Annotated in this window: 13 protein-coding genes; 7 read left to right on the top strand and 6 right to left on the bottom strand. The window is 50.4% G+C overall.

Annotation, left to right across the window (positions count from 1 at the left end):
- Positions 1 to 46: 46 nt before the first annotated feature.
- Together yunB and AC0MA3_RS13110 are read left to right on the top strand one after the other, a co-directional pair.
- Complete coding sequence (gene yunB, locus AC0MA3_RS13115; RefSeq protein WP_474656531.1) at positions 47 to 1,219, top strand: sporulation protein YunB; 1,173 nt, start codon at positions 47 to 49, stop codon at positions 1,217 to 1,219.
- Positions 1,220 to 1,401: 182 nt separating this feature from the next.
- Positions 1,402 to 2,082 carry an alpha/beta hydrolase gene (locus tag AC0MA3_RS13110; RefSeq protein WP_474656530.1) on the top strand — a complete coding sequence of 227 codons (681 nt, stop codon included), beginning with the start codon at positions 1,402 to 1,404 and terminating at the stop codon, positions 2,080 to 2,082.
- Between the two features lie 100 nt (positions 2,083 to 2,182).
- On the opposite strand, the gene AC0MA3_RS13105 is transcribed toward AC0MA3_RS13110, so the two are convergent.
- Positions 2,183 to 3,217 carry a LacI family DNA-binding transcriptional regulator gene (locus AC0MA3_RS13105; protein ID WP_474656529.1) on the bottom strand — a complete coding sequence of 345 codons (1,035 nt, stop codon included), beginning with the start codon at positions 3,215 to 3,217 and terminating at the stop codon, positions 2,183 to 2,185.
- 130 nt (positions 3,218 to 3,347) lie between these two features.
- Between AC0MA3_RS13105 and AC0MA3_RS13100 the strand changes: the two genes are divergently transcribed.
- Complete coding sequence (locus AC0MA3_RS13100; protein WP_474656528.1) at positions 3,348 to 5,045, top strand: alpha amylase N-terminal ig-like domain-containing protein; 1,698 nt, start codon at positions 3,348 to 3,350, stop codon at positions 5,043 to 5,045.
- Positions 5,046 to 5,119: 74 nt separating this feature from the next.
- Here AC0MA3_RS13100 and AC0MA3_RS13095 read toward each other — a convergent pair whose 3' ends face one another.
- Positions 5,120 to 6,190, bottom strand: a complete 1,071-nt coding sequence (locus AC0MA3_RS13095) for a M23 family metallopeptidase (RefSeq protein ID WP_474656527.1) — start codon at positions 6,188 to 6,190, stop codon at positions 5,120 to 5,122.
- A 221-nt stretch (positions 6,191 to 6,411) separates the two neighbouring features.
- Between AC0MA3_RS13095 and lipA the strand changes: the two genes are divergently transcribed.
- Both lipA and AC0MA3_RS13085 read left to right on the top strand, forming a co-directional pair.
- Complete coding sequence (lipA, locus tag AC0MA3_RS13090; protein ID WP_379159031.1) at positions 6,412 to 7,314, top strand: lipoyl synthase; 903 nt, start codon at positions 6,412 to 6,414, stop codon at positions 7,312 to 7,314.
- Between the two features lie 352 nt (positions 7,315 to 7,666).
- The gene (locus tag AC0MA3_RS13085) at positions 7,667 to 8,275 is read left to right on the top strand and encodes a YutD family protein (protein WP_474656526.1); all 609 of its coding nucleotides are present in this window, start codon (positions 7,667 to 7,669) and stop codon (positions 8,273 to 8,275) included.
- Between the two features lie 201 nt (positions 8,276 to 8,476).
- Here the strand turns inward: AC0MA3_RS13085 and AC0MA3_RS13080 are convergent, their stop codons facing one another.
- The 4 genes from AC0MA3_RS13080 to ylbJ form a co-directional block, all read right to left on the bottom strand.
- A complete protein-coding gene (locus AC0MA3_RS13080; protein WP_474656525.1) occupies positions 8,477 to 9,940 on the bottom strand; it encodes a S41 family peptidase in 1,464 nt (487 codons plus the stop codon).
- Between the two features lie 40 nt (positions 9,941 to 9,980).
- Positions 9,981 to 11,159 (bottom strand): stalk domain-containing protein, encoded by a 1,179-nt coding sequence (locus AC0MA3_RS13075; RefSeq protein WP_474656524.1) that lies wholly within the window; start codon positions 11,157 to 11,159, stop codon positions 9,981 to 9,983.
- 222 nt (positions 11,160 to 11,381) lie between these two features.
- Positions 11,382 to 12,185 (bottom strand): NAD kinase, encoded by an 804-nt coding sequence (locus AC0MA3_RS13070; RefSeq protein ID WP_379159047.1) that lies wholly within the window; start codon positions 12,183 to 12,185, stop codon positions 11,382 to 11,384.
- 85 nt (positions 12,186 to 12,270) lie between these two features.
- On the bottom strand, positions 12,271 to 13,527 hold the full coding sequence (ylbJ, locus tag AC0MA3_RS13065; RefSeq protein WP_474656523.1) for a sporulation integral membrane protein YlbJ: 1,257 nt from the start codon (positions 13,525 to 13,527) through the stop codon (positions 12,271 to 12,273).
- Between the two features lie 404 nt (positions 13,528 to 13,931).
- Here ylbJ and AC0MA3_RS13060 point away from each other — a divergent pair, with 404 nt between their 5' ends.
- Entirely contained in the window at positions 13,932 to 14,315 is a 384-nt protein-coding gene (locus tag AC0MA3_RS13060) for a globin domain-containing protein (RefSeq protein WP_474656522.1), read from the top strand.
- A gap of 30 nt (positions 14,316 to 14,345) precedes the next feature.
- Entirely contained in the window at positions 14,346 to 15,050 is a 705-nt protein-coding gene (locus tag AC0MA3_RS13055) for a DUF2225 domain-containing protein (RefSeq protein ID WP_474656521.1), read from the top strand.
- Positions 15,051 to 15,121: the final 71 nt, after the last annotated feature.

The raw sequence follows: 15,121 nt of genomic DNA, 5'->3' as shown, positions 1-15,121 counted from the left end.
AACGGAGGCGGCTTGACCTCCGGAAGAGCGGGAGGGACAAAGGGACATGGGCAGAATCAAAAAATGGGGGAGCCGAAGCGCAAGAGTCCCAAGTCTGCGGCGGCTGAGGCTTCCGAAGCTCAGCTGGGACGGCATTCCGAGAGCCGCAGGACGGAGCACGGTATTCAAAGCCAGGCCGGCAAGGGAAGGGATGCCAAGACTTGCGGGGCGGAGTCCTGCGTTCAGGGCCAAACCATCCAAAACGGGCGACCGGCTATCCGCACAGAAGATACGGCATGGAGAGTCGAAGCGCAGAGGTTTTTTTCGACTACCGGGCCGGATTGAGAGTAATAATAATGTCTATGTCTCGAAGGGACAGAGCCAGAAACCACATAACCGGAGCCGATTCTGGATTATTTTCAGTCTGCTGCTTATTCTGTCGGTCATGCAGAGCCTGCGTTATGTAGAGAAGCATCTGCGGCCGCCTATTCTTCATTTGGCACAAATCCGTGTGAAGCAGATTGCCACGGAATCGATCAATAAGGCGATATCATCGCAAGTGGCTGATAAGGGAAATGCTGAAGCGCTGATTGACTGGAAAACGGACAAGAACGGTAAAATATCAGGCTTCATGCTTAATTATAAGGAGCATATGCGCATTACCTCACAAGCGGCAGAGGTGATACAAACCACCTTGAAGGAGCTGCACAATCAGACGGAGCATATTCCGCTTGGCCAGGCACTGGGAAGCTCACTAATTGCTTCCTACGGTCCGAATGTGCCGGTCAAGATTGAACCGCAAGGAGCGGTCAAGGTGGAGCTGAATACCCGCCAGCAGGATGCAGGCATTAATATGATCCTGGTGGAGGTCTATATTCATATCGTCACAGAAGTGGCAGTCATTATCCCGTTCGATGTGGAACCGCAGGTGGTGGATACGGAAATCCCCGTTTCCTATCTGATGGTGGTGGGCGATGTCCCGATGTATTACTACGATAACCAGGGTCAGCCTGTCGGAGAGAACGGCAGCAGCGCGCCTGGAATCGCCATCCCCGCTCCGTCTCTAGGAGGAGTCCAGAAAGGACCGTCAGTGCCAAGCAGCAGCAGCGGCAATCCGGACAATAACAGTTCTACAGGCGGAACTGAAGATTCTGCGAATTCCGGTACACCGAATGCCAGTACACCGAATGCCAGTCATGCTACAGATGCAGCTGGCGGCGGATCATCGGACAGTCCATGAGTGCCCTGCTTATACCTGCTGCCTTTTGTTCTGCAGATTAGATACTCGATGGAGGTCCACCCTTTCCAGAGCCCATTCTTGACGGATGGAGGTTTTAGGGTTATTTTTCTTGGAATAGGGTAAACATGGGAATCCTGCTTACCAGGCTAAGAATAAATAACTCCGACGAAAAGAGGGTGCATATGGAACGCTGCTTATTCATACACGGCTTCACGGGAGGCGAATATGAAATCTCTCCGCTCGCGCAATTTCTGGATCAACATCAATATCAGACGCGAACCTTTACACTAAAAGGACATGGGGGGAGCCGGAACGACCTGCTTCAGTCTGACCGGCAGGCTTGGCGGCAGAGCGCTGAAGACCAGCTGCAAGATTTGATGAATGACGGCGAGGGGGTACATCTGATCGGCTTTTCTACTGGAGCGCTTATTGCTTCTCACCTGTCTGTACAGTACCGGGAACAGATCAAGTCGCTTACGCTGTTGTCAGCACCTGTATTTCCGCTGAATCTGCTCGAGATTCTGCGAACCCTCGGCAGCCCGGTCATGATCCGGAATTACCTGAGCAAGTTCGGCTCCACCCCGGCGAAGGCCACAAGGGAATTTCAGTGTCTGGTACGAGAGAGCTTTGAGATTTATCCTCAGATTGAGACCCCAACCTTGATCGTACAGGGCGGCAGGGATCATCTGGTAAGGGCAAAAAGCGCGGCCTATCTGAACCGCACCATCCCCTCTGCAAGCAAGCGGGTAGTGATGGTGGAACGAAGTGGCCACATGCTGTGCCACTGCGGAGATAGCGGGCGGATGATGAATGAGGTGCTGCAATTCCTGCAGGACTCTGGCAGAGAACAAAATGTACTATAGTAAAATAACAAAACCTCCTCACGGCAAACGTGAAGGAGGTTTTGTTCAATTCAGGGACGTGCCTTATTCCGTTGACTTCTATAGATGGGTGTGATAGTTTCTATTCAGGGAAACCGGTTTCCTTAGCTTTTCGAACAGTGGACTCCCGGGGAATCAATTCCGGACTCAGCAGCAGACCGCGGCCAGCTTCCTGATTGCCATCGATCCTTTCCATTAACAACTCTCCGGCGGAGACACCCAGATGGAAGGTATCCAGATTCAGCGAGGTCAGCGCCGGTGAGGTATAGCGGGATAAAGGATATTCATCAAAGGTAGCAATTCCAAGCTCAGCGGGAACTTGTACCCCAAGCTCTCTTGCAGCCTGCAAGGCTCCAAATGCAGCAAAATTGCTCATACAGATCATGGAGTCCGGCGGTGTTTCGCTAAGCAGCAGCTGTTTGGCAGCCTGGTATCCTGCAGACTCTTCTGCTGCGCTGTTCACAATCCATTTTGGGGGGAGTGAAAGTCCGGCTTGCTGAAGCTCCTCCACGCAGCCTTCCAGACGGCGGATGAACAGAGGATCTCCCTCCTCCCCGCCGATAAAAGCAACCGCAGAATATCCCTCCTCCAGCAGATGCCGGGTAAGCATTCTTCCGCCAGCTTCGTTATCGAAATCGGCCCAGCATGCGGAGCCGGGAACTTCCCCCAGCGAAATATATGGGAACTGTAGACGGTTGAGTTCCATACACAGTTCCTCTGTAAGTACTGAAGTGTTGGCGATAAGGCCATCGATCCGTTTGCTTCTTACGAGTCTGTGCAGGAAATGGCCTTCAGGGTAATTATGCTCTACATTGGCGATGGTCAGCTCGTATTTCAAGGAGCCGATTACACTTTCAATGCCGCCGATAATGCTGTAGAAGAACTGGTTCAGGAATTCACTGGATTTGGACATGTCGATTAGCAGACCGATATTGCTGCTGCTCTGACGGGCTAAACCTGTAGCGATGCTGCTGGGAGTGTAATTCATTTGTTTCATGATTTCTCTGACTTTGTGTTTGGTTTGCTGCGAAATTTTCGGTGAATCATTCAATACCTTAGAAACAGTGGACTTGGCTACACCTGCCGCTAAGGCGATATCCGTAATCGTTACCTTCATAGTTTCCCCTCACGATCCAGCCGGATTTTTATTTGAAAATATAAGAATTATAGGTTTCAAACGGCATTTGCCGTTCCTTCTTCATGACCAAGTTATAAACCCATCATACAATAAAAGGAGCTTGTATCATATGACCCGTTGGTTTCTATACCATACAGCTGAAGATCCCTTTGCTTTTCCGGTCGGCCCCGGCAGCCTGAAGCTGCGGCTTTTTGTGCAGAATGGGCAGCATTTGACCTGCACCGTCATTCATTCTGACCGCTATGACTCACCGGGAAGCGAAATTCCGCTTCCGATGGAAAGAGTCGGGTCTGCAGGAGTTTACGAAATTCATGAAGCTGTTCTTCCGTCGGCAACCGGTAAATGCAGATACTTATTCCATGTCATGAACCCTGCCGGGGATTATCTGTGGTATGGAGAGAGAGGGGGGGCCGTGAACAGGGAGCATGCCGGTTCTTTTCAGTATGCCTACATGCACCAGCCGGAAGCGGTCAAGCTCCCTTCCTGGAGCCAGGATGCGGTAGTCTATCAGATTTATCCCAGCAGCTATAACGGCGGAACCCTGAAAGGTATCATGGACAAAATACCCTACCTCCAGCAGCTGGGCATTACAGCAATATACATGACGCCCATTTTTGAGTCGCCTTCCGAGCACAAATACAATACCTCTGACTACTATAAAGTTGACCCGGCTTTCGGAACTACAGCAGATTTGAAGGCTTTGGTGGATCAGGCTCACTCCCATGGGATCAGAGTATTGCTGGATGCAGTATTTAACCATGCCGGCGATACGTTTTTTGCCTTCAAGGATGTGCTTGAGCATGGGGAGAATTCCCGGTACAAGGATTGGTTTGTAATCCATTCCTATCCGGTGGTGCAGACCCCGTCTCCGAACTATGAGACCTTCGCCAAAGCGGAGGCGCATATGCCCAAGCTGAACATGGAGAACCCGGAAGCAGCAGATTATATGATGGAGGTTGCCAAACATTGGGTTCGTGAGGCGGGGATTGACGGCTGGCGCCTGGATGTGGCGAACGAGGTGTCACCTAAGTTTTGGACGCGGTTTCGCCGGGAACTCAAAGCAGAGTTTCCCGAGCTGCTGCTGATTGGTGAGATCATGCATGGATCCGGGCCTTGGCTCAGAGGCGACCAGTTCGATGGCGGGATGAATTATGTCCTGCGGGATGCAGTGCTTGAGTTTTTTGCAGAGCAGTCAGCTGGGCCAGTGCGATTTATGGAGCAGGCGCTCCACCAGGAAGCACTTTGCAACGATCAGGCTAATTCCGCCATGTTCCAGCTGCTAGGCAGCCATGACACGCTGCGTTTTTTGACGGCATGCAAAGAGGGAGGACGGGGCTGGAATCATAAGGATACTGCAGAGTACCGGATGAGGCTGGCTGTGTTTTTTCAAATGACTTATATCGGTATGCCCATGATTTACTATGGAGATGAGATCGGGATGGAGGGGGCAACGGATCCGCATTGCAGACGGCCGATGGTATGGCGTGAGCAAGAGCAGAACAGCGCACTCCATGCTTGGTATTCGCGGCTGATCGATCTAAGGAAGAACTATGAGGTGCTGCGAAAAGGTGCCTTCCGTCCCTGGTTCACGGATGAAACCCGAAATATTCTGGGGTATATTCGGTCCAGCGGGCAGGAGAAAATAGGGCTGGTCATCAACAATTCCCCTAACCGTTGTCAGCTGGAGCTGGACAGTTTTCTGCCCGACACTCCGGAGCTGACTGATCTGCTTACCGGGACAACCGTTTGTAATAGTGGACGTTTAGTTGTGGAGCTTGAACCTTTCGGCTGTCTGATGCTCCATTAGCACCCCCTCAGAGTACACTGCATCCTTCTACACTTAAATGGGGATTGTTCTATGATTAGTAGATAGGGCAACGGTTATTTGCGTTTTTTCAAAGCTTTGTATTCCGCATTCTCCCACTGCTTCAGCAATGAATAAGGATCGAAGGCCCATTCTGTAATTCCACGGTCTCGGTAGATCCCATAATGCAGATGAGGCGGGAATTTGCCCTGAGTTCCGGGTTTGCCGTAGCCTGAGCTGCCAACCCAGCCGATCGTCTGGCCGGGAGTCACAATATCTCCGCGGGAGATGGATTTATCATATCCGGCCAGATGGGCGTAATAATGGTAGCGGTTCTCGATATCGCGGATACCGATCCGCCAGCCGCCGTAGCGGTTCCAGCCCTTGGTCTCCACGATTCCAAAGCAGGTGCTGCGCACAGTCATGCCGTGAGGGGTGAACAGATCCGTCCCTTCGTGGATACGCGCTCCTCCCCAGCTTCTTCCAGTGCCCCAGGTGCTGCGGTAGGAATATAGAGAACCTACCGGTAAAGGAAAAGCACTGCCTGACAAATCAAGCCGTCCAAAATGCTCGTACAACTTGGCAAACTGCGCCACCCGCTGCGCGGCTCTGCCGTTATGGTAATATTCCCACACACCGATATTGAAGTCGCTGGCAGAATCACCGTATTTCATCAGATGCCTTGCCAGACTGTAGAGCACATCAGCATCATTTTCTGGATCGGCTACCCCGTCGCCGGACCCGTCCTTTCCAAATCCTCCAAAAAAACTGATAGACCGCGGCGCCTGGTCCGCTTGATCCGGGTTCAATGGTCCGCACCATACCGGTGCGGGGATGTTGATTCCGGTAAGGCGGGGCTTGGCCGGCTCAGCGTTGCCGCTTTTCTTTTTGGCAATAGTTCTTTCATATTGGTCAATAGCGGCGAAACGGAACCAGGCAACCCCTGTAGCAGCGCTTAGCTGATCATACAGCTCCTTACGGCGGGCATAGAGAGTATCTTTGTCAGATACAGCTCCTATGCGGACAGGTGGATGTCCGGCGCCTGTAGCTGCTACCGTCCCAGGACGGCTTGTACCCCATAGCATGGCGGCGGCTGACAGGCAGAGAACTGTTTTCCGTATTGCAGCGATTCTGAATAGAGCCGGCATGTTCACAACCTCCTTGTTCCGGGAGCAAATGGATTACGTACTCTGATCGAGAGCACCCCTGGGGTGCTTTTCTTATAGAGTGAATCAAAGGGGCTAATTTTATCCGTTCTTGCCCAAAGGTTCACAAAAACAGGCAATTGGCCCTTTCACATGCTATAATATGAGGCAGTAAACTTTTAGAGGTGCCACTAAATATTCAGGCGAAAGCGGGGTTCTTCACTTTGACTAATCGATCAGCCAAACAGCCCAAGCCAGACTGGATCAAAATCAAGTTAACGACGGGTGAACATTATCAGGAAATTAAAGGCATGATGCGTTCCAAAACTCTACATACCGTATGTGAGGAAGCGCGCTGCCCGAATATCTATGAATGCTGGGCTAACCGCACTGCTACTTTTATGATTCTGGGCGACATTTGTACCCGGGCCTGCCGGTTCTGCGCTGTAAATACCGGCCTACCGACCGAGCTGGATCTTTTGGAGCCGGAACGTGTGGCTGAGGCTGCCGAGAGCATGATGCTGAAGCATTGTGTGGTCACCAGTGTGGCCCGCGACGATCTGAAAGATGGTGGTGCAGGGATTTTTGCCGAGACCGTAGCTGCCATCCGTAAGCGCCTTCCGCTCTGCAGTGTAGAGGTACTGATACCGGATTTTCTAGGCGACCGCGACAGTCTAGAGATTGTCATGAACAGCCGGCCGGATATACTGAACCACAATATTGAGACGGTTGAACGGATGTCCGACCGTGTACGGGCCCGGGCCAAATACCGCCGTTCCCTGGAACTGCTGGGCAGAGCCAAGGAGATGAAGCCGGACATTCCGACCAAATCCAGTATTATGCTTGGCGTTGGCGAGGAATGGGATGAGATTCTGCAGGCGATGGATGACCTGCGGTCGGTGGATTGTGATATATTGACATTAGGCCAATACCTGCAGCCTTCACCTAAGCACCTGGACGTGGAAAAATATTATACCCCTGAGGAATTTGCCCTGCTCAAGGAGGAGGGAATGAAGCGCGGCTTCAGCCATGTAGAGTCCGGCCCTCTGGTGCGCAGCTCCTATCATGCGCATGAGCAGGTGAAGTCTGCTACCGCTGCCCGTGAAGAGCGTTCCGTTTCCTTATAGTCTTAAGCTTTTGCAAATTTGATTGCTAATTTGTATTTCGTGACGGAGTCACAGTTAATGTTTTAGTCTTTAGTCTTTAGTCTTTAGTCTTTAGTCTTTATGGTTGTTGGAGCGCAGCAATCAACTTGCTCTTGACATTTTTTGCTGCCACCTCCCGCGTTGAGGGAGTCATGGAGAGGGATTTTGGAATTGGAGGAGCGTCAGCGTCCGCCTTTGTCTGCAGATTTCAACCGCTTATAGCGGTTCAAATCAGAGAAATCTGCAGACAACAGCGGCCGGAAATCCAAAAACCCGCGGAATGACGTCCTATCAACGCCCTCCGACTTTAATTTGAAAGGCAGGCGACAAACGCTTGATCGTTATAGGTGGAAAGGGCTACGAGCTCGTATTGGATCATAAGGACGGCTGGAACCCGGAGGCATTTCGGGGAAGATACAGCGAAGTACTCGACCGGTATGATTACATTATCGGAGACTGGGGCTACAGCCAATTGCGTCTCAAAGGCTTTTACCGGGATAATCACCCTAAGGTGAACCGGGATACCGCAATTTCAGGTATGGTGGATTACATTAATGAGTACTGCAATTTTGGATGCGCCTATTTTGTACTCCATAAGCTGAAAGAAACACCGAAAGAAGGCACATACAAGGATATTCTAATCAAAGAAATTCCTGAGCCCGGAGCGGAGGAGGATCTTGAGCAGACTGTGCTTGAACCGCCTGTACCGGCAAAAGTGCTGCGGGAGCATGTCTCCAAACCATCTAATTCTAATAACGCAGCCCGTGACAAGAACATGGGTGGAGCACCCAAAGAAAACGGTGCGAAAGACAGACCTGTCCGGGAGCATCAAAGCCGGAATCACCGCAATAAAGAAAATCAGAACAGAAGAAACAACAAAGATTCCCAGGGCAGACCACCGCAGAATCAGCCACAGAATCAGCCACAGAATCCTTCAACCTAAGGATCAATAAAAAGAACGGAAATACTCAAAAGGTGCCTCAGCAGCCAGCTCTGAACTGGTTTCCTGGGCACCTTTTTTAATGAAAATGTAGAGGACTACCACTTGGGATTATGCCCATAGACGGAAGCGGCCAGGTAGCGGCAATCAAAACGGCTGTGCTATCCAGTTAAGGAAGGCACAGCCGTTCTGTTCTTCAGTGGTTTACTTTACAGTTAACTTTAATTGTTTCTGCGCTGCATTGTAGCTCCATGCCAGGGAAGGGTATTTTTTCTGAAAAGCTTTTACGTCAATAAAGGTTTCGTTGTCCTGCGACAGCGCCTCTTTGGAGACCAGGGAGAATCCGGATACTTTACCGGCGCCGTTTGTCACGAGAACTTTCTTGTTCTTGGCATCCCAGGATACTTCACTCTCCACCAGGGCAGCCAGGACGCGTGAGGAAGCGTAGATCGTATTTCCCTGCTTGATCAATCCGACATTTCCGGCAAACGGTACGCCGTTCACATCGAGGATATGATTGTCTCCTGAAGCGGTAATAGTGGTCATGCCGGCAATTTGCAGGGCAGTGATCAACTGTGCCGTCTTGCCCTGGACCTCAATATCAGGGGATAACCCGATATGGTTGAAGTCCTCTTTGTTCGGAGTCAGATATTTCTGTGTGGTCAGCTTCAGTTCGGCTCCATTGGATACGGGAAGCAGACTCTGAATCCGCGCTTTACCGAAAGAACGTGTACCTACGACAGTAGCCAGTTTGTTGTCTCTCAAAGCACCGGTCAGTGCTTCAGAAGCGCTGGCGCTGTATTCGTTCGTTAACACTACAACTGGTACACCAATTTTACTGCCATCTGTAATGGTAACCGGTGTTAAGGCTCCGCTTTGGTCCGAGGTGTACATCATAATGCCCTTGTCCATAAATTTGGAGGCAATATTATAGGCTGAATCCATGTAGCCGCCTGGATTGTCCCGCAGATCAAGCACCATGGATTTCATGCCTGCGGCACGCATTTTGTCTAGAACAGCAGCGAACTCTTCATCGGCGGTTTGTGTGAAGCCATCAATGGAAATGTAGGCTACCTTATTTGCGAGCATTTTGGATTTAACTGAGGTTGAGGCGATTTCACTGCGGACGACGATGTAGGATTTCACAATGCCGTTTCTGCTCACGAGCAGAGTTACCTTAGAACCTGCTGTACCGCTCAGTTCGTCGCCTTCGGTATCTTCAATTTTGACACCGTCAATTTTGAGGATAGAGTCTCCGCGCTTAAGCCCGGCTTTCTCTGCTGGTGAACCCGCCATAACTTCTTCAATATACAGTTCTTTGGCGGTGTACATCATTCTGACGCCGATACCGACATATTCGAGATCGACCTGCTGTCCGAATGCGGCAGCCTCATCTTTGTCGAAGTACTGGCTGTATGGATCATCCAGCGTGTTTACCATACCATCAATAGCTCCGCGGATCAGTGTATCCTGGTCCACTCCTTCAATATTATAATTCTCAAGATACTGCATGATTTCATTAATAAGATCTGTGCTGGTTGCCGTTTGCTTACTATCTGTGCCCGCAACGGCCTGAGTGCTGTCCGCCGCAAGAGCAGCGGGAGCAAGAAGAAGAGATACAGCCAGACAGCTGCTGAGGACTGAAGTCATTAACTTGCCTGATTTCATGATTGCATACACCCTTTTTTATATGATTTGTTTTGTAGTGTTACTGTCCATCAGATTGCGAAACCAGATACGAGTCATCAATCGTCCATTGGCCGCCGCCGGATTTGGAGTAAACATAAACAGAAGATTGGGCATGGCTTTCAGCTGAATCAGCTTCCTTAACCGTGTACTCCACATATACGGCAGCCTCATCCGCAGAGTAATAGAAGACATTTGAGTTATTAAGCGTGTAGACCAGATTGTAGCCTTTAAAATATTCAGTCAGATTCTCCTTGATTGCAGCTTCATGATCTTTCCCGTAATAAGTGGTCTGTGCAATGATGCCATCGATATCCTTGGCGTTTCTTGCCGCATAATATTTGCTTAGGCTGTCCCTGATGGCAGCAGCATCGCTATCCGGAAGTACCGCAGCCGTTTTCCCTTGTTCAGGAGTAAGCAGAACGGTACTGTCTTGGGACTCGGAGCTTTCAATCTTCCAGACACCATTCTTACGGATAAGCGTGTTCAAGTAGTCAACTTGCGCATCCGGCAGATAGCGGCCACCCTTGCGCTCAGATTTTTCTACAGTATGCACGATGGCTTCACTGCCCTGAATGCTTAAGATATCCAAACTTTCAATGGTGTTGACGATATCATACGATTTGAAGTATTCCTTCATATCGGCAATCGCTTCGGTACGGTCTGAATTGTACACTACGAGTGAATAGTATCCTGCCGCATTTTTAGAATTAAGATACTCATTGGACATATAGATAACGTCTTTAATTTCCTGCTCAGCCTTTGAAGTGTCTTCAGGAGTAAGGATCGTCACACTTCTGCTGGCTGCATCCCAGATAGCTGAACCGCCGGTAGCTTCCGCGACAAAACGCAAGGGTATGTATGTAGTGCCTTGGCTGGAGAGCGGGGCGGTGGCCAGCTTCTTGACTATGCCATTTACTGTTGCCCGGCTGCTGCCGATTTTGAGGGTGATTTCCAGGCTGCTGTTTTTTCCGGTTACCGTTCCGGTCTTAGCATCCCAGAGCACCGTCAGCCCCAGTTCTTCAAATATGACACGAAAAGGAACAAGTACAGAATTGTTCTTCAGATAAGGAGAACCGGCGGTGAAAGCAACATTGCTTCCATTAATGTTAACCTTAATTGGTTTTTCTGCGGCAAAAGCAGGTACCGCGAGCATCAAGGCCAGCAGGCTTATGCCCATGAGCGATAATAATTTCTTCAACAATGGTTCTCTCCTTTAAATAGCAACTCTTTGTAAAATAGGTTCATTATACCATTCGGAAAATCTTGCTGTCTATCCAATCGTGTAAGCTTAGATCAAGAGATTTATAATTGCATTCCAAGGCATGACAAAGCCGGAGATGCAGTGTCATCTCCGGCTTACCGCTTATGGGAAGTCTGTTCTCTCAGAGCAGAATGTATCCCACTTTACCACTGGATTTTGCTAGATTAGGAAGGCTTCACGAACCCGGTTCCAGAATGGAAAGGGGCGGTATCTGGCAAAGCTGATTTTTTTGTCGGATACTTGGCAGCGCACGGAGATCAGGTCATCAACGGGGATGTTGTTATGATCGATCGTCAGCAGCAGCCGCTGTTCCTTGCGTGAGAAAATATCGCAGTGATGATGCTTCGGCAACAGCAGGGGAGAGCCCATCGTACGGAAGACACGGTTATTAATGGAGGCAATCTCCGCAATCTGCAGGGCTTCAATGCTCGGATGCACCATCGCGCCTCCAAGGCTTTTGTTGTAAGCAGTGCTGCCAGACGGTGTAGACACGCACAGGCCGTCCCCGCGGAACATCTCGAACGTCACATCATTGATATCAATCTGAATGACAACCGTTCCGTCCACACCCTTCAGGGTGAACTCATTCAAGGCAATATGAGAGGTGGTGCCGGATTTTTTGTGGACCTCCAGTTCTAGCAACGGATATTTGACAATACGCGGCTTCTGGAGCTCAGTGGTGCCCATCCCACACATGTAATCAATCAGGTCAGGCAGTTCGTCAGCCTTCCAGTCCGCATAGAATCCTAAATGTCCCGTATGGACACCTACAAAGGCCAGATTGGGGATCTGATCGATAAATGTGTGAAAAGCATGCAGCATCGTGCCATCCCCGCCAATCGAGATAACGATTTCCGGAGACTTGGCATCCAGCTCCAAATTCCGATCCGCTGCCAGCTTGTGAAATTGCTCCGCAAGTTTGATGGACAGTTCGTCTCCGCGGTCCAGAACATAATATCTCAAGATGTATAGGCTCCTTTATATGTTTCAGTCATACACCGATCATAATCAATCTGGACCCGGAACACAATATTTGATGCGGTAAAAGTCACAGCCGCCGTCCAAACCGTGAAATGCGGCGCAGGAGGAGCATCAGCATGGAGAGCAGCAAGGCTGTGCCAAGCATTACTCCAAGCAAGCTTATGCTGCTGGCCAAACCGGATAGCGTAGAGGCGAAGCCGGCAGCGGCAGGAGTTGCCCTGTTGTCTGTGAAAAGGCCTGAGCGGATCACAGGGCTCCAGAGCAGAAGTACAAGTCCTGCAGACAGGAACGCATGCACTAGCCTGGCAGTCATAAAGGGCAGATAACGAAGTCCTGTTCCATTCAGGATGCTGGCTACCTGGGCGTGTACGGATAAACCGCCCCAGGAGAGAACGCACGCGGCTGCGGCGGCCTTATATTGCAGCGGGATGGAGACGGCAGCTGCGCCGGCTGAGCGGGCACCCAGCGTTACTTCGAAGAGGCCGCTGACGAGCGCTGTGGACAGATCCGCCGGGAATCCGGCTTGCGCCAACATTCCCCCCGTAACACTTATGAGTGCGGACATGATTCCGGCACGGGACATTAGCTCCATCAGCACATTGAAGAATACCACCAGGCCGCCTACCACAATAATAAGCTGCAGCGAAGATTGAACCGCTCCCCTCAGTAGTTCACCAAGGCTTCGTCCGTCCCTGCGCCTTGCTTCAGCCATGGAGCGAAGGGCCAGACGAATTCTTCCGGTGTCTCTGTCGTCTGAGGCTCCCTCATGGGCTGGTGCAGGGGGAACTAAAGGATTGGCTGAATCCTCCTTCCGTCCGTGGAAAGACATCAGAAGGCCTACAATGATGCCGCCTCCGTAATGGGCAAGCGCAAGAATTAACCCAAGAGAGGCGTCGTGAAAGAAACCTACCGACACTGCACCCAGCAGAAAAATCGGGTCGGAGGAAGTGGTGAAGGCTACGAGCCGTTCACCTTCAATACGGCTCAGCAGTGCTTGTTCACGCAGCTTTGCGGTTAATCTGGCGCCTACAGGGTATCCTGATACATATCCCATAGCGGCGACAAAACCACCGCTGCCGGGGATATTGAAGAGTGGACGCATGAGCGGGTCAAGTAATGCGCCGAATAGATGAACTACACCGAATCCCAGCATCATTTCAGAGATCACAAAGAAGGGGAAAAGCGAGGGGAACAGCACGTCCCACCAGACGGTAAGCCCCCGCAGGGCTGCATCTAAAGAGCTTGCCGGATTCAGGAGCAGAAGCATCATACATCCGGTAAGAAGGACTCCCAATAGCAGGCTGTAGTTTTTTTTAAGAATCATCGGCAACGCCTCCATGTATATGGATAAATGTATGCAAAAATAGGGACAAACAGCACAAAAAAAATCAGAAAGCGGTTACAAAGGGCGGTGCTTTTTGACTGGAATTATGGTAATATAAAATTAATTAATGCACACCTTATAAGGGATGGAGTGATGGTGATGAGTGTAGTTGCCGGAGTTCTGGTTTGTGCTTTTGTATATGTGATCCGGGTCTCTCTCGTCCCACCTGGTGATGAGGAATTTCGGACCTATTAAATACTCAAGGCGCTAAACGATTGTTTAGCGCCTTTTTTCTATGGGCAAACTTCAAAATATGTTACTTGCGGCAGGTTAACCGAGCTGCACATATTTTGGTATAATAAAAAAGCCGTTACATTAATACGGAAGAAAGCTGGTACCTGCCGATGAATTCAAATGACACAATATATGACAACCTGGGAGGTGCAGAGGGCTTGCACCGGCTGGTAGAGGCCTTTTATGCCAAGGTGCAGCTTCATCCGCAGCTCGGTCTTCTGTTCCCGGCAGATATTACTCCTGTCCTGGAGAAACAGTATCAATTCCTGAGTCAATTTTTTGGCGGACCCACACTCTATTCCGAGCTGCATGGACATCCGATGATGAGGGCAAGGCATATGCATGTCCCGATTACACCGGAACGCGCGGATGAGTGGTTGGATTGCATGAAAGAGGCGCTGGAGGAAACGGGTGTGGAGGAGCCGCTGCGTTCATTTGTGTTAAGCCGGCTTGCGGGTCCTGCACATCATTTTGTCAACATGCCCCAGGAGTAACGCGTAGTTGATCGTGAAAGGATGAGGGCATTGCCGGAATTAATACCTCTTTACACTATTAAAGTTATCTGCTGCAATTGCGAAAAAGAATTTACCACCTCAAGAGTTCGTCCTAGCCTGAAAAAGGCAGTTCGCCGTGATGCGGATTTCTGCTGTTACTATAAGAATGAGAATCCGGATTATTACGTTGTGCGTGTCTGCCCGGCATGCGGTTTTGCCTCCACAGAGAATTCTGCGGACAAGCTCGCTGACTGGCAGCGCAAGTCTTTCAGCGAACAGGTGGGGAAACGTTGGATTACCCGTGATTTCGGAGATCAGCGCAACTGGGAGGTTGCGCTTGAGACTTACAAGCTTGCGCTGATTTGTGCCCAGAGTATTAAGGACAAGGACCGGATTATCGCCAGTCTCCTGCATCATATTGCCTGGATGTACCGGTATCAGGGAGATACCGCGCAGGAGCAGCGCTTTTTGCGTTATTCGCTCGACATGTATATTAAGGTCTATGAAAATGATGGCATTGGCGGGAACGATGCCCGTCTGATGTTCCTGATTGGTGAGCTGAACCGCCGTATCGGCGAATTTGCAAATGCAGTGAAATGGTTCTCGCGACTGATCAATGACCAGAAGATTATGGATGCCGCGATGATCCGGGCGGCGCGGGAACAGTGGGCTCTTTTGCGTGAACAGATGAACGGGGGAGCACCGGGGGCGGGCGGTTTGCCATCAGGTACATAAGGTGAGGAATTTCTGCTGGACTTCATGTGAGATTCTCCAACCTGTCTCTGGAATACACCAAAAAAAGGCAC

The sequence above is a fragment of the Paenibacillus sp. LS-5 genome (genome assembly GCF_056121505.1).
This window is presented reverse-complemented; position numbering and strand designations above follow the sequence as displayed.